General features: G+C 37.2%; 20 protein-coding genes. 19 read left to right on the plus strand and 1 reads right to left on the minus strand.

Annotated elements, in window-relative coordinates:
- Nucleotides 1-209 precede the first annotated feature (209 nt).
- From AC2TFD_RS11025 to AC2TFD_RS11065, 9 genes are all read left to right on the plus strand, one after another.
- Nucleotides 210-425 carry a Fur-regulated basic protein FbpA gene (locus AC2TFD_RS11025; protein WP_335520411.1) on the plus strand — a complete coding sequence of 72 codons (216 nt, stop codon included), beginning with the start codon at nt 210-212 and terminating at the stop codon, nt 423-425.
- A gap of 120 nt (nt 426-545) precedes the next feature.
- Entirely contained in the window at nt 546-2,171 is a 1,626-nt protein-coding gene (locus AC2TFD_RS11030; RefSeq protein ID WP_484675635.1) for an FAD-dependent oxidoreductase, read from the plus strand.
- Between the two features lie 12 nt (nt 2,172-2,183).
- Nucleotides 2,184-2,507 (plus strand): 4Fe-4S binding protein, encoded by a 324-nt coding sequence (locus AC2TFD_RS11035; RefSeq protein WP_335520405.1) that lies wholly within the window; start codon nt 2,184-2,186, stop codon nt 2,505-2,507.
- A 26-nt stretch (nt 2,508-2,533) separates the two neighbouring features.
- The gene (locus AC2TFD_RS11040; RefSeq protein WP_484676295.1) at nt 2,534-3,568 is read left to right on the plus strand and encodes an ABC transporter substrate-binding protein; all 1,035 of its coding nucleotides are present in this window, start codon (nt 2,534-2,536) and stop codon (nt 3,566-3,568) included.
- A gap of 35 nt (nt 3,569-3,603) precedes the next feature.
- Entirely contained in the window at nt 3,604-4,371 is a 768-nt protein-coding gene (locus AC2TFD_RS11045; protein ID WP_335520403.1) for an ABC transporter permease, read from the plus strand.
- A 12-nt stretch (nt 4,372-4,383) separates the two neighbouring features.
- Entirely contained in the window at nt 4,384-5,193 is an 810-nt protein-coding gene (locus tag AC2TFD_RS11050) for an ABC transporter ATP-binding protein (RefSeq protein ID WP_484675636.1), read from the plus strand.
- A gap of 116 nt (nt 5,194-5,309) precedes the next feature.
- Nucleotides 5,310-6,521 carry a GNAT family N-acetyltransferase gene (locus AC2TFD_RS11055; protein WP_484675637.1) on the plus strand — a complete coding sequence of 404 codons (1,212 nt, stop codon included), beginning with the start codon at nt 5,310-5,312 and terminating at the stop codon, nt 6,519-6,521.
- A 47-nt stretch (nt 6,522-6,568) separates the two neighbouring features.
- Entirely contained in the window at nt 6,569-6,742 is a 174-nt protein-coding gene (locus tag AC2TFD_RS11060) for a hypothetical protein (RefSeq protein WP_335519367.1), read from the plus strand.
- 98 nt (nt 6,743-6,840) lie between these two features.
- Entirely contained in the window at nt 6,841-7,698 is an 858-nt protein-coding gene (locus AC2TFD_RS11065) for a manganese catalase family protein (protein ID WP_335519364.1), read from the plus strand.
- A gap of 52 nt (nt 7,699-7,750) precedes the next feature.
- Here AC2TFD_RS11065 and AC2TFD_RS11070 read toward each other — a convergent pair whose 3' ends face one another.
- Nucleotides 7,751-8,263: a DUF3231 family protein gene (locus tag AC2TFD_RS11070; RefSeq protein ID WP_335519373.1), complete on the minus strand. Its 513-nt coding sequence runs from the start codon at nt 8,261-8,263 to the stop codon at nt 7,751-7,753.
- Nucleotides 8,264-8,481: 218 nt separating this feature from the next.
- Between AC2TFD_RS11070 and AC2TFD_RS11075 the strand changes: the two genes are divergently transcribed.
- The 10 genes from AC2TFD_RS11075 to AC2TFD_RS11120 all read left to right on the plus strand — a co-directional run bounded on the left by AC2TFD_RS11075 (nt 8,482) and on the right by AC2TFD_RS11120 (nt 20,662).
- Nucleotides 8,482-9,114, plus strand: coding sequence for a LysE family transporter (locus AC2TFD_RS11075; protein WP_484675638.1), 633 nt, complete (start codon nt 8,482-8,484; stop codon nt 9,112-9,114).
- A 98-nt stretch (nt 9,115-9,212) separates the two neighbouring features.
- A complete protein-coding gene (locus tag AC2TFD_RS11080; RefSeq protein WP_484675639.1) occupies nt 9,213-10,292 on the plus strand; it encodes a DNA adenine methylase in 1,080 nt (359 codons plus the stop codon).
- A gap of 60 nt (nt 10,293-10,352) precedes the next feature.
- The gene (locus AC2TFD_RS11085) at nt 10,353-11,207 is read left to right on the plus strand and encodes a DNA adenine methylase (protein ID WP_484675640.1); all 855 of its coding nucleotides are present in this window, start codon (nt 10,353-10,355) and stop codon (nt 11,205-11,207) included.
- 83 nt (nt 11,208-11,290) lie between these two features.
- On the plus strand, nt 11,291-13,171 hold the full coding sequence (locus tag AC2TFD_RS11090; protein ID WP_484675641.1) for an AlwI family type II restriction endonuclease: 1,881 nt from the start codon (nt 11,291-11,293) through the stop codon (nt 13,169-13,171).
- A gap of 256 nt (nt 13,172-13,427) precedes the next feature.
- Nucleotides 13,428-15,383: a lipoteichoic acid synthase gene (gene ltaS / locus AC2TFD_RS11095; protein WP_484675642.1), complete on the plus strand. Its 1,956-nt coding sequence runs from the start codon at nt 13,428-13,430 to the stop codon at nt 15,381-15,383.
- 143 nt (nt 15,384-15,526) lie between these two features.
- Nucleotides 15,527-17,314: an oligoendopeptidase F gene (gene pepF, locus AC2TFD_RS11100; protein WP_484675643.1), complete on the plus strand. Its 1,788-nt coding sequence runs from the start codon at nt 15,527-15,529 to the stop codon at nt 17,312-17,314.
- A 123-nt stretch (nt 17,315-17,437) separates the two neighbouring features.
- Nucleotides 17,438-18,121, plus strand: coding sequence for a TVP38/TMEM64 family protein (locus AC2TFD_RS11105; RefSeq protein WP_335519644.1), 684 nt, complete (start codon nt 17,438-17,440; stop codon nt 18,119-18,121).
- A 93-nt stretch (nt 18,122-18,214) separates the two neighbouring features.
- Nucleotides 18,215-18,949, plus strand: a complete 735-nt coding sequence (gene pxpB / locus AC2TFD_RS11110) for a 5-oxoprolinase subunit PxpB (protein WP_335519640.1) — start codon at nt 18,215-18,217, stop codon at nt 18,947-18,949.
- A 4-nt stretch (nt 18,950-18,953) separates the two neighbouring features.
- Nucleotides 18,954-19,721, plus strand: a complete 768-nt coding sequence (locus tag AC2TFD_RS11115) for a 5-oxoprolinase subunit PxpA (protein WP_335519637.1) — start codon at nt 18,954-18,956, stop codon at nt 19,719-19,721.
- Nucleotides 19,718-20,662: a 5-oxoprolinase subunit C family protein gene (locus tag AC2TFD_RS11120; protein ID WP_335519634.1), complete on the plus strand. Its 945-nt coding sequence runs from the start codon at nt 19,718-19,720 to the stop codon at nt 20,660-20,662. The genes AC2TFD_RS11115 and AC2TFD_RS11120 overlap by 4 nt, the downstream gene beginning before the upstream one ends.
- Nucleotides 20,663-20,785: the final 123 nt, after the last annotated feature.

Here is a 20,785-nt window from a genome sequence, read left to right on the forward strand (position 1 = left end):
TAAAAAAGTCATTGACAAGAATTAGGTTACAAAGTATATTTTAGCTATAGTTTTAATTCCTAGTAAACAAGTGGGTAATGTAAGAGAAGGAATATATTAATAGTAAGCCTATTGGTCAACCAATGGCTCCTCTAAATTTTGCATAATAAGCAAAATAGAGGAGCTTTTTTTATTCCTTTTTTAGCGCTAATGATAAAGGAGAGTTGAAAATGGGAAAAATTCTTCGACAAGCTGTAGAAAAACGACGATTGGAATTGATTAACAAACTAATTGCATTCGGTGTTTATAAAAAAGAGGAGCAGCATCTTTTGGAGCTATCACTAACAGATCTAGAAAATGAATTTAGAAATTTTGTAGAGGATCAACATCCACATAGTGAAATAGAATCCATCCATTGGGTTAAAAAAATTAATAACTTAAGTTGACCAGACGACTGGAGACTTCCTTATTATGGAGGTCTCTTTTTTGTTTCATTCAAGGAGGTGGTTTTATAGAAAGATTAACGAAATAGAAGAAAAACACAATATCTTAAGGAGATGATGGAAATGGCGATTGAGTTAACTCAATCTTATAAATTAGCAAATCAATTGTATGATCTAAGTCTTAAAGCAGATGTTCTTGTTATTGGCGGGGGACCCGCTGGTTCTTGGGCTGCCATTACTGCAACACAAAATGGTGCTTCGGTAATCTTAGTAGATAAAGGTTATTGTGGAACAAGTGGAGCGACTGCTCCTTCAGGCAGTGGTGTTTGGTACATACAGCCTGACAAAGAAAAAAGAGAAGAGGCCATGAAAAGTCGTGAAGCTTTAGGCGGGTACTTATCAGAGCGAAAATGGATGAAACGAGTGCTTGATACAACCTATGAAAATATGAATCAATTAGAAGCTTGGGGTTATCCTTTTCCAATAGATGAAAATAGGGTAGCTCATAAAAGAAGTCTGCAAGGACCTGAATACATGAGATTAATGCGGAGGAAATTGAATAAAGCAAAGATTACAATCCTTGACCATAGTCCTGCGCTTGAGCTTTTGTACGATAGTCACGGTGTTGCAGGTGCAGCTGGTATCAACGAACAAACTACCCAAACATGGTCTGTACAGGCAAGTTCCATTGTGATTGCCTCTGGGGGTTGCGCATTCCTAAGCAAGGCATTAGGGTGCAATGTATTAACAGGAGATGGCTACTTACTAGCTTCTGAAGCTGGAGCAGATTTTTCCGGAATGGAGTTTTCCAATGCGTATGCGATTACGCCAAAATTCTCTTCGATTACAAAAACAGCTTTTTATAATTGGGCAGTTTTCACCTATGAGGACGGATCGATTATAGAAGGTGCAGGCTCCCAAAGAGGTCGTTCAGTAATAGCAAAAAAATTGCAGGGAGGTCAAAAAGTATTTGCTCAATTAGTGAAAGCAAAGGATGATTACGACTTACAAAAATGGATGAGAATTGCGCAGCCGAACTTCTTTGTTCAATTTGATCGAATGGGAATTAATCCCTTTGAGGATCGATTCGAAGTGACGTTACGGCTTGAAGGGACGGTACGTGGAACGGGAGGGATTCGTATTGTCAATGAGACATGTGCCACATCAGTGCCAGGTCTATTTGCAGCAGGTGACGCAGCAACCAGGGAAATGATATGCGGCGGATTTACGGGAGGAGGAAGTTATAACGCAGCTTGGGCGATATCTTCTGGTTACTGGTCAGGGGAAGCAGCTGCAAAGTATGCCTCTAGTTTCAACCGAGATAAACGAGATAGAGTCCTAACAAGAAAACAGGTAATCGGGATTAACGAACACTCTATTGGTAAAGATCTTCTCGATGCGTCAGAAGTGACCAGGAGGGTGCAAGCAGAAGTTACTCCTTTTGACAAAAACCTGTTCAGAACTGAAGGAATTTTAACACCTGCATTATTAAGACTTAACACTTTATGGAATGAGTCAAAGAATAGTCTCCAGGAAAATCAGGGGAATCTATTAAAGGTACGAGAATCAGCCGCCATGTTAGCGACATCCAGATGGATGTACACAACGGCACTAGAACGAAAAGAAACACGCGGGATGCACAAAAGATTAGACTACCCTGTACTGGATGAAAATCAACATTATCGATTAATTACGAGTGGATTAGATGAGATAAAAGTGAACCCAACTACCAAACTGCAAAACACGTAAGGAGGAAAAAACTTGATTGAAGTTTTACTAGAAGACCAGTGTGTGGAATGTAATTTATGTGTAAAAGTATGTCCGACGAACGTTTTTGAAAGAAGAGAAGGAGCAGCACCGGTAATTGCCCGGCAGGATGATTGTCAAACCTGCTATATGTGTGAACTTTATTGTCCAGTTAAGGCTCTTTATGTAGCACCAAACGCTGATGAGATTATTGGTATAACGGAGCAAGAATTGAAGGAAACAGATTTAATAGGAAGTTATCGTTCTAATATTGGCTGGGAGAAGGGGCAAAAATCCACGGCTAAACAAGACTTAGCATATAAATTTTATCTAAAATAATTGGAGTGTGGACAGAATTGAAGAAGATGATAAAGATAAAATACTTGGTTTTTGTAGTACTGCTATTTACCCTGCTGTTAACAGCTTGCAACTCAAATGGTGCTGCTACTAACGCGGAAGCTAAAAAAGAAAATAGCACTGAGTCGAACAAAGAAAATGGTGGAAAAACGCTTCGGTTAGGTTATATAAACGCCACAGGTTCGACGAGTGAAGGAAAACCAGCAGTATCAGGTGCAGAAGGCTGGGCGATTGAAAAGGGATTTTTACAAGAGGAGCTGAAAAAAATCGGTATTACCGAAATTGAATATTATGCTTTTCCAAATGGGCCAAACCTAAATGAAGCCATGGCATCTGGAGAAATAGATTTAGGGATTTTTGGTGATACTCCAGCGTTATTAGCTAGGGGTGCCGGCCAAAAAACGAGATTAATTGGTTTAGCAAGTATTTATCAGGATATTTGGCTTGTAACCAATAAGAAAAACGGAATCTCTAAATTGGAAGATTTAAAAGGGAAAACAGTAGCTACAGCAAATGGTTCTTATATGTTTCGCTATATTCAAGGGTTACTAAAAGAAGAGGGGTTACTGGATGAGGTCAAATTTGTATCCTTATTCCCGCCAGAGGCGTTAGCTTCACTAGAACATGGTGACATACAAGCCTATGCATTCCCCACCTACATGGGTCCAAAACATGTAAAACTTGGATTTCCGCTCGTATTACAGGCAAGCAAAACAACTCCAGAATTAACAGGGACTTCTGTTATTGTGGCGACTGAAAAATACTTGGATGGGAATCCAGAATTCTTATCCGTCTGGGATGCTATAAGGTCAAATGCAGTAAAAGACTTAAAGGAACACGGTGAAGAATATTACCAATATGTTGCGGATGTATCGCAGCAGGATTTAGATGTAGTGAAGGAAAGTATTCCTTTAGATAACATTAGGGAAGAGAGTTTTCCTGATGAGGGCATCAAGTTATTAGAAGGAACGAAGAAGTTTTTGGTAGCACAAAAATTAATCAAAAAAGACTTTGAATTAGAGGATTGGATTTTACGAGAATAATAGCTATCGATAGCCTATAGATCAGAGGTGTTAATGTGAACAAGACATTCGTAAGATATAGTTTACCCATTGTTCTACCGATATTGATTGTTTTAGTATGGATCTATTTAACTGAAAAAGAATTTATTGCGGCCTATTTAATTCCATCACCATTAGTGGTGATCGATACATTCATTCAATTTTTGGGAGATGGTACTCTTTTAGGTGACACTTGGACCAGTGTTAGTAGAATGCTGCAAGGTTTTTCATTGGCAGTGGTCACCGGTTTAATATTTGGAATTATTATGGGGTTGTTCACTCGTATCGATCAATTTTTTGCAGGTGTATTTAATGCCATAAGGGTAATCCCGCCATTAGCTTGGATTCCAATCATTATCCTTTGGTTTGGAATTGGTGAGGCTTCTAAAGTAATTATTATTTTTAAGGGCGCATTTTTCCCTATTCTTTTAAACAGTATTCAAGGAATAGAAGGGGTGCCAAAAGGATATTTAGAGGTATCTAAACTGATGGGAGTAAGTAAGAGGAAAGTGTTATTTCAGGTGATTTTACCAGCTGCATTGCCTTCCATATTTGTTGGTCTACGATTAGGGCTTGGTACTGCATGGATGGCGGTTGTAGCAGCTGAATTAATTGCTTCTGAATCGGGATTGGGATTTAGAATCACTCAAGGTAGAGAACTTTCACAGCCAGATGTCATGGTTATTGGAATGGCGATGATAGGACTGATTGGAGTATCAATGGATGCATTCATAAAGTTGATTCAAAAGCGTGTCCTTTCCTGGCAGCCAGGGATTAAATCTTAGGAGGTTACGTAGATGCTTACCCAAGAAAGAGTTCAATATGAAACCTATAAACCGAAAATCAAAATATCTAATTTATCAAAAACATATAATCAGAGAGACAAAAAACTTGAGGTATTAAATAATATTGATTTAGAAGTTCAGGAAGGAGAGTTTTTGACCATTGTCGGCTCAAGCGGTTGTGGAAAAAGCACGCTATTACGCTTAATAGCCGGTCTTGATTTATTATTCGAAGGCTCCATTACGATTGATGATCAAATCATCTCTGGAATTGGTCAAGATCGGGGGATGGTATTCCAGGATCATCGGCTGTTTCCATGGATGAATGTTGAGCAAAATATAGGTTTTGGTCTGGAGCATCTCTCTGCAAGGAAGCGTAAGAGAGTCGTGCAAGAGCATATTGAATTAGTCGGATTAAAAGGCTTTGAAAATGCGAAGCCTGGAGAACTTTCTGGAGGTATGTCTCAGCGTGTTGCCATCGCTCGTACTTTAGTAAAAAAACCAGATATCATTTTATTCGATGAACCCTTTGGTGCTCTTGATGCATTGACAAGAATTCAAATGCAGCACGAGATCCTTAGAATTAGAGAACAATCCAATATTACAATGATCCTGGTTACGCATGATATTGATGAGGCTGTTTTATTAGGGGATAGAGTCATTGTCATGTCAAAGAAACCAGGACGCATCCAAAAGACAATTCCGGTGTATTTACCGAGACCACGCGATAGGAATAGTTATGATTTCTTAAAAATTCGTGAACAAATATTTCATTTATTCTTCGAAAATGAAAAAGTAAAAATACAAGAAGACTATTCCATATAAATATGTATAAACAAGTTGCTCACAAAGATGAGCAGCTTCTTTTTTTGGAATTCTATTCCACCTTAATGTAAACACTAGAAATTAGATAAAGTAAGTTAATTTTTGGAGGTATACGGATGAGTCGACTAGACAGGCTCAAAATGGGGAAAGTGGAAACAAATCACTTCCAACAGTTTAATGAGTTATTACGGTATGTGTTTCAAGTTACCAAGAAAGATTTACAACTGGTAGGCTGGGAAGAACGAGAAATTGCTTTAGCAAAAAAACCTGTATTGGATCAGGCGGATGTGATTGGCTGGTTTGATGGAGAGAAACTTGTCTCGCAGTTGGCTGTTTATCCTTTTCAAGTGAATATTTTTGGACAGACATTTGAAATGGGCGGGTTGACGGGAGTCGGGACGTATCCAGAATACGCCAATATGGGACTGATGAATAAATTGATGCGTCAGGCACTAGCAGATATGCGTCAAAGAAAACAATCTATTTCCTATCTTTTTCCCTATTCCATTCCCTATTACCGTCGAAGAGGCTGGGAGATTATTTCGGACAAGATGACCTTTGAAGTTAAAGACATCCAATTACCAAAGATAAAAAAAGTACCTGGATATGTGGAAAGGATGAATATCGAGCACCTAGATGTTAAAAAGGTTTACGAACTCGTTTCAAGTAAAATGCATGCGGCCATGATTCGAAATGAATTAGCCTGGGAGGAGTATTGGCGATGGGATGTAGATGAACAAACGGCTGCGGTATATTATAATCATTCTCACGAGCCACAGGGGTATTTGTTGTACTGGATTTCTGAAGATGTGCTGCATATTAAAGAAATGATATATATCGATCAGGAGGCGCGGGTAGGGCTTTGGAATTTCATTGGTGCACATTTTTCTATGGTCTCAAAAGTTGTCGGAAATATTTTTATGAATGAGCCACTAGCTTTTTGGCTGGAAGATGCAGATATTAAAGAAAAAATCTCTCCTTATTTTATGGCAAGGATTGTTGATGCTAAACAATTTATTGCCCAATACCCTTTTATAGCTACAGGAAAAGATATAAATCTTACCTTTAGGCTGGATGATCCAATGCTAGAGTGGAATAAAGGGATATTTACACTTCAAGTTTCTCCCGAGGGTAAGGGAGAGTTGGTTCAAAGTATGGAGCAACCGACCTTTTCTTTAGATATCCAGACATTAACAACTATGCTGCTAAGTTACAAAAGACCAACGTATTTAGCCACTATCACGAGAATTAACGGTGATAAAAAGTCTGTGGAGTTGCTTGAAAAAGTAATTAACATGCAAACACCATATTTTTCAGATTACTATTGAGCAAGTAAAAGTAAATCAAATAAATTATTCATTAGAGGGTGAAACCGATGAACGAAGAAGAAAAAGAATCAAAAAATACCAATTCTAAGAAAATATATAGTTCATTTAAAGAAATGTATGGAATTGATCCGGAAATGAGCTTGTTAACAGCTAATTTCGCTCCACCTGAAAATGCTATTTTAAATGAGCATTATCAAGAGGATTCTGCTGATAATGAATAGTTGGATTCCTCCCAAAAGGTTATTGGATAAGTGATGCGTATTTGGAAAACCTATTTAGGTGCTAATATTTTATCAAACATTATATAGGAGGTAATCAATTGTATTTCTATAGAGAAGACCTAATTAATATGATTGTTCCAGATAAACCGGATCCGGCGGCTGCTAAAGTACTTCAAGAAACATTGGGTGGAAGATTTGGTGAAATGCGAACAATGATGCAGTTTTTCTTCCAAAGCTCAAACTTCAGAGGAAACCAAAAGCAATACCGCGATTTAATCAGAGGTATTTTCCTAGAGGAAATTAGCCATGTAGAACTCGTTCAAACAACCATTAATCAACTCCTGAATGGGTCGGGAGAAGAGGCCGTTGGGGCAGGGGGAACGATGGGTGCTCCTTTGGAAGAAGCCGTTAAAGAACACGCAAACCCTCATCACTTTATTATGGGTGCTCAGAGTTCACTTCCAGTCGATGCAGGAGGGAATCCCTGGAGTGGTAACTATGTATATAGCCATGGAAACTTGATAAGTGATTTATTAGATAACGTCGTATTAGAATCTACAGGGGTTCTGCAAAAGACACGAATTTATGAAATGAGCTCAAATAAAACTTTTAGGGAAACATTAGCGTTCTTAATTGTCCGTGATAATGCGCACCAAAATGCATTTGCAAAAGCATTGGAAACGCTGGGTGTGAACTGGGGTAAGATTTTCCCAGTACCGAACTATGATATAAATAAGTATCCAGAATGCCGAAAATATGTAGAAATGGGTTTCCATAATGCTCAATTTAATTTTAGATTAGATGAAACCCTAATTGGTACGATATTCCAAGGTGAATCACCTAGCAGGGATTCTGGAACATTACAAGTCGTACCACCGCCGCAAGGTTATCCTGTTCCAGTAATGCCTGAAATGCCGAATGAGCATAGCCCTGGAATTAGTGATTTAAATCGATAATGTAAAAAAGGATGAGACACAAAACGTGTTCATCCTTTTTTATGGTGTCAAATTAACAATCGCCATGTTTATTGAGATGTAATGGGGGAGGAATGAGCCAGCCTTTTTCTTTATTTAAACGGAGGACTTTTCCTCCAAGTGCGACCTTTTGCGCATGGAATTGCGTATACATCAAAGCTAAGTCTTCCCTGATTGATTTACCTATTGCTTGACTGCAGGCTACGAGTCCAGCGGCAATATCAGCAGAAAGTCCAGCAGCAATGGCAGGGTCTATGATTCGAGCACCCACTGGAATATCTTCTAAACATGCTTCAGGAGGCTCTGGTTGCGCAGGCGGTAAGCCAATGCCGTTTTCTTTTAAAAGTTCCTCTAATTGCTTGTTTTCGCCCTGACAAATTTCACTTGCTTCTACTAATAACTTCTTTAAATCCTCATCACCTGCATGGTTTAACATGGTATGATATCCTGCAATCTTCCCGTTATTTACCAATGCAGCAGACCATAAATCAAATACTTCTCCATAATGTAAAGGCTCTTCCTTAGGATTCCCGCTTAAAATTCCCATTGTTGCCCTCCTTAGTGTATAGGCTAGTTTATTCATTAACAGTGCCACCTTTCTTGAAGCACATCAATAGGGTTTCCATTCCGAGCTCTTCTCATTAATTTTTTTATCGTTTTTAGTTATTTCATTTGCCCTATAAAAAATTTTGGACATGTGACTGTATAACGAACATAAAATGTACAAGTTAAGAGATTGGTGAAGTGAAGTGGAGTGGTGTTTTTTTGAATATTAGCATATTAGTGAGTTACATCATATTGGGCTTTACGCTAGCAGCTCCAATTGGCCCGGTAAATTCTGCCCGGTTAGATAAAGGGATTAAGAATGGCTTTTGGCATGCATGGGTTGTAGGTATTGGCTCGATGGTTGCAGATGGTTTCTTTATGCTGCTCGTTTATTTAGGAATGGTTCAATTTCTAGGGATTCCGATTATTCAAATCTTTCTTTGGTTATTTGGCGGATTTATTTTAATTTATTCAGGGGTAGAAAGTATCAAAAATGCAAATACGATTACCCTAACCTACAGTAGAGGAAAAGAATCATTAGTGAAGTGCTTTTTTACAGGATTTATTATATCAATCACAAGCCCGTTATCGGTTCTCTTCTGGTTAGGGATTTATGGCTCTGTTTTGGCTAAAACGGCTCAGACAAATGGGACGGAATCATTGTTCATTTATAGCAGTATGATTTTTCTTGGATTAGCCATTTGGGATGTCTTCGTTGCAGCCCTTACGACAGGCTTCCGAAAACTCCTAACGATTAAAAGTCTAATTGCCATATCGATTATCTCAGGGGCTTCATTAGTTTTGTTTGGTCTTTATTTTGGATATCAGGGGATTCAAGCGCTCTTTGGTTAAGCGTAAAGTTTTTTATTATCACGCTTGAAAAAGTCATGATAGAATAGATGGGGATTAGAAAATGACGGTGGTCTGAATCACAACACGAGGAGATCGACATGATATTAAATGATAAAACACAAAATAATCATACCAAAAATGATGAGATAAAGGAATTTGCCATCCATAGCCGAAGATATTTAGGTGCTAAAACCAAACTGCTCCCATTAATCGAAGATGTGATCAATGACTCTATTAAAGAATGGCATTCTTTCACAGATTTATTTGGAGGGACTGGTGTTGTTGGGAATCGTTTTAATCAACCAGGCAAAGAATTAATCATAAATGATTTGCTTTACTCAAATATTCACAGTTACAACACTTTTTTCTCTCCAGAACCTTTTGAAAGAGATAAAATCATAAATCTATTGCATTCTTATAATGAAAGAAAGGTTCACGACGATAATTACTTTTCAATCAATTATGGGGATAAATATTTCACTTTAGAGAATGCTCGTAAGATTGGGTATGTACGAGAAAATATGGAAGAATTACAACAAAAAGGATACCTGAGTAACCGAGAATTCTCGATTCTATTTACTTCACTTTTGTATGCTCTAGATAAGGCTGCAAATACGGTGGGACATTATGAAGCGTATCGTAAGAAACTTGACATGTACAATCCAGTTCGATTTCTCATGCCGGCTATAGCTGACAATGAAACGAATAGATTAAATAAAATCTATCAATGTGACGCCAATGAATTAGTGAGAGAAATTAAGACTGACATCCTGTATATTGATACACCCTATAACTCCAGACAGTATGTGGATTCCTATCATCTATTGGAGAACCTTGCGATGTGGGACAAGCCGGAACTTGAAGGTGTTGCGAAGAAAATGAGCTCAGAAGTCCGTCAATATGGGAAGAGTAAATATTGTTTGAAGACAGCACCAGAAGCATTTGACGATCTTGTTCAACATGCCCGCGCTAAATTAATTGTGGTTTCTTACAGTAATATGGCAGAGAAAGGCGATGGCCGTTCAAATGCAAAGATATCCGATGTGGAAATGATCTCGTCTTTAGAAAAACGCGGTAAAACGATTAGCTATGAACAAGATTATAAGCATTTTACTACAGGTCTGAAAGATATTGAAAATTACCAAGAACGGCTCTTTGTGTGTCATGTTGGGAAATAAGGTGAGAATATGACTTTCATTAAATCGCCATTAAATTATACCGGAGGAAAACATAAACTGTTGCCGCAGCTAACAAATCTGTTCCCTGCAAATATCCAAATTTTTGTGGATTTGTTCACGGGAGGAGCAAATGTAGCCGTAAATATTGATTCGCAAAAAACATATGCTTTTGACATAAATGAACGCCTGATCTCTCTTTTTAACTATTTAAAGGCTCATTCCTATGATCAAGTAGCTTCGGTTATTGAAGCCATTGTCGAATATTATGGGTTAAGTGACACAATGAGAAATGGGTATGAGTATTATCAAGCAAATAGTGCGGATGGCGTTGGTCCATTTAATAAAGAAAAATACATCCTAATGAGGAATGACTATAATCGGCTGGAAAAGAAATTTCCTTTAGATTTATTATTTTTTACACTAATTATCTTTGGCTTTAATAACCAAATTCGTTTTAATAAGTCGGGAGGATATAACATTCCCGTTGGAAAAAGGGATTTTAATAATAACGTAAGGGAAAATCTTTTTCAGTTTATGCAGGCTTTACAAATCAGAAATATTGAATTTCAACACAAGGATTTCCAAGAAATCGATTTAGAACTGTTGGGACCTGGTGATTTCCTTTATGCTGATCCACCCTATTTAATTACTACGGCTACGTATAATGAACAGAATGGCTGGACGGAAGAACATGAAATAAAGTTGCTAGAGCTGTTAGATACATTAAATAAACGCAAAGTTAAATTTGCATTATCAAATGTACTAGAAAAAAGCGAGAAGAAAAATACAATCTTAGAAAAATGGGCTGCTAACTATCATATCCATAACCTGAAAATGAATTATAGTAATTCGAATTATCAAAAGAAAAAGCAGACAGTCATATTAGAGCGAGAAGTGCTAATCACGAATTATTGATTAGCACTTCTTTTTACATCTTTTCGAATAAAATGAAAAAGATATAAGTAAATAGAATTGTGCCGTAAAAGGGAGAGAAATGAATGGCTAGGGAAAGTGTCTGGAGTATTAATACCACATTGCGGTCCCCTGACCGCCTGCAAGGCTATATCGAAATTGTCCGAATTATGCAGGGGAGGACCAGGAACGAGGAGTTCGAAAAAGATTTCTTTTTTGAAACCATTCGAAGAGGGTTATATCAGCCTACCAGTAAGGATCCTGCATGGAAAAAGCGGGTAAACAACTTTTTACCAAATGAAGATAATAGTTATATTCTAACAGAAGATGAAGTAATTGAATTAATGTCTACAGTAGTATACAAGAATAAATCCTATCAAGATGATCAATTTAAAATATATGCCTTTCGTGGAAGAACTGCTTTTTCGCCGTTGACCAACTTTGGGTTTGTAAGAAACAGAGACAAGGATGGGAAGGTGGCTTTAACTCCACTTGGTGAGGCATTTTCAAAAGGAATTAATACTGAAAATATGTTTTTAAGGATGTTCCTAAAGTGGCAGCTTGATAACCCAACCGAAAAAAATGGATTCAATATTAAACCTTTTGTAGCTACAGTTAAAGTTATAGCAGGGGTTAACAAAAGAGCAGAGGAGTTAGGGCTGCGCCAAGTGGGAATTTCTTTTGATGAAATGAAAATGTTTATTCCTACTTTAGTAAATGCGAAAAACATTGATCAGACCATTGAAAATATTATTGAATATCGATTAAAAGTAAAAAGTATGGGCGGGTTGAATCAGGAAGAATTTAAGCACCAATTCTTTACAGACTTTACTGAAAAGTTATTCAACACCAAGAGTGAAAAAAGCCTCAAAACGAAAAAATCCAATCTTCGTGATTATGCCGATTCCACAATCAGGTATTTTCGTGAAACTGGAATCCTTTATTTACGCGGCGGGGGCAGGTATATTGATCTATCACCCAGCAGAACAAGAGAGGCAAATTTCATTGCCGAGGAATTCTCAGCAGAAGCAGAATCCTTTAAAGACGTGGATGCTTATATTGATTACTTAAGTGACACAAAAACCCCGGAACTTCCATGGGAAACGTATAGTCAATTAGATAGTGAATACAATAATTTATTTTCAACGTATGATAGCTTACAGCGTGCCATTTCCAAGATCAAACCAAAGGCTGTCACGAAAGTTGCCTATATAGAAAAGTTTTCTGATATTAATATGTTAGCTGATGAAGTTCAGTCATTACGTCAACACATTCGACAATCAACAAGAACATTAACAATGTTCAAGGAAGACCAATTCACTAAATTAAAGGATATTTCGCTGGCAATCGAGGAGATGAGCGGAAGAACGCAAAGTTTTCGGAAGTTCCCTGAAGTACAAAAGCCATCGGTTCGCTTGGAATGGCTATTTGCTGAAAGCCTTGTTGCGATAGGATCAGCAAATCTGATTAAACCAAATTATAATGTTGGTGATGATGGACTCCCTCTGTGGACAGCTAGGGGGAATGTAGAAGATTTATTTGCTGATTATCCTGACTTCCAACTTGTTGGAGAAGTTACGATGATGCAAGGTCGAGATCAATGGATTAACGAAGGACAACCTGTTATGCGGCATGTGGCAGACAGAGCAAATCAAGCAGCGAAGCAAACCCACGGATTATTTTTGGCCCCATCTTTACATAGGGATACAATCAATACATTTTTCGGTAACGTAAAATATCCAATTTTTGAGGGTCAAACCTTATCGATAATACCTTTAACATTAAAGAATTATGCGAGGATGATCCATAAAATTTACTTGATACGAGATAATGGTGCCCCTTTTACTCATCATGACCTATCAAAATTGTTATCGGATTTACATAAAATAGCAACTGAAAAAATTGATAATTCCACACAATGGGTAGCAGCTATTGACCAATATATAGAAAGTTTCTGTAATCAATGATAAATAATCGTACAATGACATGTGAGATCCACATGTCGTTTTGTTTTAGAAGAGAGAAAAGTTGACATTTTGGAAAAAATCCGTATAATACTATTCTTGTGTTACATTGTTTTTATTTTTATCGAGTGTTCATGGATTGTTCATACATTGTTCATACTTAACTGTTATGATAAATAATAGATTAATGGATTTAAAAACTAATTTAAAATTAACGTAAACTAAAAACTACTTATTTTTTTTAAGGCAGGTGCAGAAAATGAATAACTTAACTCAAAAGAGTCAGGGTATTTTTAATAAATATATTGGCTTTTTCTTTTTGGCTGTATTCTTCCTTTGGATGAAAACATATATCGCTCAATTAACGCAATTTGATTTAGGTATTGAGAATACGCTGCAAAAAATACTATTATTTATTAACCCATTAGGGTCGTCATTACTTTTTTTAGGATTGGCTTCATTATTTAAAGGACGCAAGAAATATATTGCTTTAATAGTGATTGATTTCTTTTTAACCTTCCTTTTATTTGCTAATGTCGTGTATTACAGATTCTTTAATGACTTTATTACATTACCGACATTAACTCAGACACAAAATTTTGGTGATGTAAGCGGCAGTGTGGTAACTCTTTTAAGACCATTTGATTTCCTATTCTTTGTGGACATCTTTCTGTTAATTGCCTTACTTGCTTTTCGGGTTGTTAAGATCGAGTTTAAAGATATGAACCGCCGTAAAGTAGCTGCTTTATTTTCATTATCCTTAGCGATTTCATGTGGTAATTTAGGACTAGCTGAAACCGATCGTCCTCAATTGTTAACAAGAGGATTTGACCGTAATTATATTGTGAAATATTTAGGGATGTACAACTACACCATTTATGACGCAGTAAAAAGTACAAAAGCGTCAGCGCAAAGAGTTATGGCAGATAGTGATGATATGACTGAAGTCATTAACTATACGAAAGCTAACTATGCCGAGCCAAATCCAGCTTACTTTGGTGCAGCAAAAGGTATGAATGTAATTTATTTACACCTTGAATCCATGCAAAACTTCCTAATTGATTACAAACTGCATGGAGAAGAAGTAACGCCGTTTTTAAATTCCTTAACAAAGGATCAAAACACACTTTACTTTGATAACTTCTTCCATCAAACAGCGCAAGGTAAAACGGCGGATGCTGAATTTATTCTTGAAAATTCATTATATGGATTACCGCAGGGTTCTGCTTTTACAACAAAAGGACTAAATACGTATCAAGCAGCACCAGCAATTTTAGGCCAGCAAGGTTATTCATCAGCTGTATTCCACGGGAATTCAGGCAGTTTCTGGAATCGTGATGAAATCTATAAATCATTTGGATATAATCACTTTTTTGATGAAAGCTTTTATAATATGAATCCAGAAGAACTTGCGGAGTACGGTTTAATGGATAAGCCGTTTTTTGAGGAATCAATTCCAATGCTGGAAACATTACCGCAGCCTTTTTATACAAAGTTTATCACTGTTTCCAATCATTATCCTTATCCGCTTGCTGAAGAAGAAGCGACGATTGCACCACATACGACGGGGGATAAGTCAGTTGATACTTACTTCCAAACAGCACGTTATGCGGACGAAGCATTAAAACAATTCTTTGATTACCTTAAAGAATCAGGTTTATATGATAACTCTGTCATTGTCATGTATGGTGATCATTATGGTATTTCAGAAAATCACAATAAAGCTATGGAAAAAGTTCTAGGAAAAGAAATTACAAATTTTGATAGTGCTGGTTTACAGAGAGTACCATTCTTCATCCGTGTTCCTGGCATTGAGGGTGGAGTCAACCATGAATACGGAGGACAAATTGATATCCTTCCAACTGTCCTACACTTATTAGGGATTGAAACAAAAGATTATGTTCAGTTCGGTACCGACCTATTATCTGAACAGCATGATGATCTTATTCCTTTCCGTGATGGCAGCTTTATGAGTCCGACGATTTCAGCTGTTGATGGTAAATTCTACGACTCTACAACAGGACTAGAAATTGATCAGAATAGGATGGAAGAGGCAATAAATCTTCAGGGCATAGTAGAAAATAAATTAATGCTCTCTGATAAAGTGGTTAATGGAGACTTATTACGCTTTTACACACCTGAAAACTTTACTCCTATTGACCGAACACAATACAACTATAATTTATCTCCAATTAGTGGAGAATCTAAAGAATAGGCAATAAATTAAAGGCTGTTTAGGAAAATTCCTAAGCAGCCTTTTTCTATTTTTATGTTGTAATCTTGTGCTATAGTTAAGGTCTAGAACCTAAAAATTAGGAATAATTTCTAATTATGATTATTTTTTAAGGAGGGGTAACAATGACTGCCTATACTTCCAGAAACGAAGTACCACAAAATGAAAAATGGAACCTTGAAGACATATATTCTAATGTTAGCAAATGGGAGAGCGATCTTCAGCTTGTTGAGGATATGGCAGGAAAGTTGAAGGAATTTGATGGTGCAATCCACGATGGGAAAAGTCTTTATCACTATTTAAAACAACGAGAGGAATTATCTTATAAATTCAATCATGTCTACGCCTATGCCATGCTAAGGGTTGATGAAGATACGAGAGACGCAGGTTCTCAATCACTATTAGACCGTGCTAAGGGACTTAGTGTGAAGGTAAGTGCCTCAACATCTTTTTTTATGCCTTATTTATTGGGATTAGATAAAGAAACATTAAACAGCTATATTGCTGAAGAGGCAGGCCTGAAGTACTTTGAGGAGGATTTATTTGAATCATTCCGGTACAAAGCCCATGTACTTACAAAAGACCAGGAAGAAGTGTTATCCCAATTAGGGGAAGCATTTTCTGCACCCAGCACAACCTTTGGTATGATGAATAATGCAGATATTAAGTTTGGTGAAGTCACAACTGCCAATGGTGAAAAGGTTCCATTGACAAGAGGGATGTACGCAAAATTAGTCGAGGATGAAGACCGCGAAAAACGCAGGGAGGCCTATAAAGCCTATTATAAGCCATATGTTGAATGGAAGAATTCGATTGCAAGCACCCTTTCCGCAGCGATCAAGAATAATGTTACCTTAGCTAAAATTCGCAAATATCCTTCTGCATTAGAGAAAGCTCTATTTGGTGACATGGTACCAAAAGAAGTTTATGAAAACCTGATCACTACAACAAAGGAAAATATCTCAGCACTTCACAGGTACTCTGAAATCCGCAAGAAAAAGCTTCAGGTAGATGAACTAAGGCAATACGATATGTCTGTTCCTTTGGTGCAGGGAGTAAAACAGGTTATTCCTTATGAGGAAGCGTATGAAACCATGATAAAAGCTCTAGCACCTCTCGGAGAGGAATATACAGCCATTCTAAAGGAGTTCAAAGACGCAAGATACATTGATGTCCGGGAGACACCTGGCAAGCGCTCAGGGGCCTATAATTTGGGCATATATGGGGTCCATCCATTTATTTTATTAAATCATCAAGATGATTTAGATAGTTTATTTACCCTCGCCCATGAGTGTGGCCATGGAGTTCACAGCAAATTAAGCTCACAGCATCAACCGCAGATTACGGCAAGGTATAGTATTTTTGTGGCTGAAGTTGCTTCGACTGTTAACGAAGTGCTATTAATTAACTACTTGCTTAATCATGAAAAAAATCCAGATGCGCGAAAACATTTATTAAATCATTTTATTGACCAATTTAAGGGGACATTTTTCACCCAAGTGATGTTTGCAGAATTTGAGAAAATCACCCATGAGCTGGCAGAGAAGGGTATACCATTAAACGTGGAGATATTCAACCAAACCTACGAATCTTTGTTTAGGGAATATAACGGAGAAGTAGTGGAGTTTGATGACGAAGTAAAGTTTGGCTGGTCTAGAATTCCACATTTTTATCGTCCATTTTATGTTTATAAATATGCAACAGGTTTTGCCTCCGCTATTCATCTGGCAGCGAAAATTCTTGAAGGTGACAAGGAAACACTCCAAACATACCTCCAATTTTTAAAAAGTGGCAGCTGCGATTACCCATTGGAGTTGTTAAAGAAGACGGGTGTAGATTTGACCACACCATTACCAATTGAAAATGCTATGAAAAAGTTTGGCGAGCTGGTTGAGGAGTTCTCAAGATTATAATGATTCAAGGATGTCACAAAATCTATCTTGTGGCATCTTTTTTTTAATCCCAGATTATTTTTGCATGGTATGATTGGGATAGGAATATAATTACTCTCATGAGATTACCTTAAAAGAAAATAGGTGATTACAATTTGGAAAAAATTAATTTCTCTCATCGCAATCATCGTGGTCATTTTTTTAGTTGTTCAAAACTCCGAAGTATTTCAACTGCTTAGAAATGGGGATATAGATTCAATTATTCTCTCATTGAAGGATACCACATTCTCAAAATTCTTCTTTACATTTATCATCATGTTGATTCAAAATTCATTTACAATCATTCCTCTTATTATTATTATAACTGTAAATTTTGCATTATTTGGTTTTGTAAATGGACTTATTTGGAGTTGGTTCACAAGTATTATGGCTGCTGGTATTTGGTTTTTTGGAAGCCGATATCTCTTTAATGATTGGGTTCAGAAGAAGGCAAATCCTGAAATTTTAAAGAAGATGGAGCAAAATGGGTTACTTTTTGTGTTCCAAGCAAGAATTATTCCATTCGTTCCTACAAGTTTAATCAATATTCTTAGTGGATTAAGTTCAATTACATTTAAACATTTTATTATGGGTACGATGTTTGGAAATCTAATCTTTTTCTTTGTGTTATCACTTATACCTGCAGGATTAATGGAAGGGAATATGGAGCAAAATATTCTCTTCGGTATAGCGATCATCCTGGTAGGCTTAGTATTTTTCTACCGAGTTAAGAAAAAACGGAAGAGAATGAAACAAGTAGATGAGGCGAATAGACAGTTTGAAAATTAGAGGCTCTGGTCTATGTAGATCAGAGTATTTTTTTATTGCATTATAGCGATGTATTAAATAAAGTAAATATAGAACAAGTTTGGTAGGAAAAGGGTGAGGGATATAAGTGTTGAAATCAGTCCATTAGGGGATTCTGCGATCACGATTACTTTTGGCGATGAGATTCATGAACATATACATCAACAAATCAATCAATTTTTACATATTTTTAGAAAGTCAAAAATCGCTGGGATTATTGAATTTGTTCCAGCCTATACATCTGTAGCCATTTTTTATAATCCTATGCTGATACCATATAGCCAATTAGAGCAAAAGGTATTTTCCATTTATCAATCTGCTATGGAAACTCCTAAAATAGAAGCAATTGTCTATAGAATTCCTGTGTATTATGGTGGAGAAACAGGACCAGATTTACCATTTATTGCGGAGTATAGTCATTCTACTGAACAAGAAGTAATAGACTTACATGCAAACAGAGAATATTTAATCCATATGATAGGATTTGTTCCAGGTTTTCCATACCTTGGTGGACTTCCGCAAAAACTTGCAGCTCCTCGTTTAGAAAAGCCGCGAACTAAAATTGCAGCGGGATCGGTTGGAATCGGCGGTCAACAAACAGGGATTTATCCTGCAGAGGTCCCTTCAGGCTGGAGAATTATTGGCATTACACCATTGCTGCTATTTAATATTAATAATAAAAAACCATCTTTATTATCCTCAGGAAATTATGTTTCCTTTTTACCTATTGAATACGAAGAGTACCTTTCAATAAAAGAACAATTAGCCGCTAATAAGTATGAAGTCGTTACATACAAAAAGGGAGGGTAAATGCATGAAATGTGTTGACCTTAATTCGGATATCGGAGAGAGTTACGGGCTATATAAAATAGGGAATGATAAGGAAGTCATAAAGCATATTTCATCTGCCAATATTGCTTGTGGTTATCATGCCGGGGACCATAATGTTATGGTCGAAACAGTGAAATTGGCGAACACAAATAACGTCTACATTGGTGCACACCCAGGACTACCAGATTTACTAGGGTTTGGCCGGAGGGAAATGAACATCTCTCCAAAGGAAATCTATCATCTTACTCTCTATCAAATCGGTGCCTTAGCTGCGATCACTCAAGCACACGGAACACAGTTGGTGCATGTTAAACCACATGGTGCACTTTATAATATGGCAGCAAGAAGTCGTTCAATCGCAGGTGCTATTGCCCAGGCAGTAACCGATTACAATCCAAGTTTGATCCTTTTTGGTTTATCGGGAAGTGAACTAATCCGAGCAGGAAAAGAAAAGGGTTTACTGACAGCTTCTGAAGTTTTTGCTGACCGAACCTATCAGTCAGATGGAACGTTAACTTCTAGAACCGATCCTAACGCGATGATTCATGATGTGAAATTTGCTGTAAAGAGAATTATTCGGATGGTACAAGAAGGGAAGGTAACTGCAACAGATGGAACGGATATTGATATAACAGCAGATACAGTCTGTGTTCATGGCGATGAACCTGCCGCATTGGAATTCATAATGGAATTAAAGTCGGCTTTGACAAAAGAAAATATAGTGATCGGTAAGAGCTGGTCTAAAAAATGAAGACTCCCATCTTTAGAGTTATTAAACCAGGAATGCAAACAACCGTTCAGGATCTGGGCAGAAATGGATTCCGTGAATTCGGGGTCAGTCTGTCAGGGGCTATGGATTCCTATTCTTTACAGATGGGAAATTTATTAGTTGGAAACGAATTGTGTGAAGCAGGGCTTGAAGCACCGATAATCGGACCAGCACTGTTGGCATTAACGGACGTATCGATAGCGATTTGCGGAGGCAATCTTACACCCATGATTGATGAGAGTGAGATTCCTCTTTGGAAAAGTATGGTAATTAAAAAGGGTCAGACTCTCTCGTTTGGACAGATCAAAGAAGGATCTAGGTCTTATATTTGCATAGCTGGAGGAATCAATGTTCCATCCGTCCTTAACAGTAAATCTACTTATTTGACAGGAAAATTTGGCGGTTATAAAGGCAGAGCACTAAAAGTGGGAGATATTTTGTTTGGGAATCCAGTAATTAGAAGGAACAGATACCTGGACAATCATTTAATACCTGTATACCAGAAGCACATATCAGTTAGAGTTGTATTAGGACCCCATAAAGATAAATTTACTTCTTTTGGTATCAAGACATTTCTGAATGAGCCTTATATCCTATCCCCACAATCAAATCGGATGGGGTGCGTGCTAATGGGCCCGAAAGTTCAACATCGTGGTGGTGCTGATATCATTTCTGACCCAATCCCATTAGGCGGTATTCAAATACCTGCCAGTGGACAGCCGATTATCCTAATGGCTGAACACCAAACAACCGGGGGTTATACTAGAATAGGTACGGTGATTTCAACAGATATACCGTTTCTTGCTCAAGCACTTCCTGGGTCAGAAATAAGATTCAGTGAAACCTCCCTATTATCTGCTCAAAAAGAGCTAATAGAAAATAGGCGGAGGATAAATTGTTTACATATGGTATCTAGATACTAAAAATATGAACTTAAGTTCATGTTTCAATAGATTATATGGTATAATGCTAATGTTAATAATATTTATTATGCTGGTAATAATAACGTAATCTGAAAATCCTTATCGTACACATTTTAGTCCTTT

The sequence above is a fragment of the Neobacillus sp. plas4 genome (assembly GCF_057221695.1).

Coding starts and splice junctions, on each gene's coding strand:
- AC2TFD_RS11040 (WP_484676295.1), top strand. CDS start 2,534: ATGATAAAGATAAAATACTTGGTTTTTGTAGTACTGCTATTTACCCTG.
- AC2TFD_RS11030 (WP_484675635.1), top strand. CDS start 546: ATGGCGATTGAGTTAACTCAATCTTATAAATTAGCAAATCAATTGTAT.
- ltaS (WP_484675642.1), top strand. CDS start 13,428: ATGAATAACTTAACTCAAAAGAGTCAGGGTATTTTTAATAAATATATT.
- AC2TFD_RS11060 (WP_335519367.1), top strand. CDS start 6,569: ATGAACGAAGAAGAAAAAGAATCAAAAAATACCAATTCTAAGAAAATA.
- AC2TFD_RS11070 (WP_335519373.1), bottom strand. CDS start 8,263: ATGGGAATTTTAAGCGGGAATCCTAAGGAAGAGCCTTTACATTATGGA.
- AC2TFD_RS11120 (WP_335519634.1), top strand. CDS start 19,718: ATGAAGACTCCCATCTTTAGAGTTATTAAACCAGGAATGCAAACAACC.
- AC2TFD_RS11115 (WP_335519637.1), top strand. CDS start 18,954: ATGAAATGTGTTGACCTTAATTCGGATATCGGAGAGAGTTACGGGCTA.
- AC2TFD_RS11050 (WP_484675636.1), top strand. CDS start 4,384: ATGCTTACCCAAGAAAGAGTTCAATATGAAACCTATAAACCGAAAATC.
- AC2TFD_RS11090 (WP_484675641.1), top strand. CDS start 11,291: ATGGCTAGGGAAAGTGTCTGGAGTATTAATACCACATTGCGGTCCCCT.
- AC2TFD_RS11055 (WP_484675637.1), top strand. CDS start 5,310: ATGAGTCGACTAGACAGGCTCAAAATGGGGAAAGTGGAAACAAATCAC.
- AC2TFD_RS11025 (WP_335520411.1), top strand. CDS start 210: ATGGGAAAAATTCTTCGACAAGCTGTAGAAAAACGACGATTGGAATTG.
- AC2TFD_RS11080 (WP_484675639.1), top strand. CDS start 9,213: ATGATATTAAATGATAAAACACAAAATAATCATACCAAAAATGATGAG.
- pepF (WP_484675643.1), top strand. CDS start 15,527: ATGACTGCCTATACTTCCAGAAACGAAGTACCACAAAATGAAAAATGG.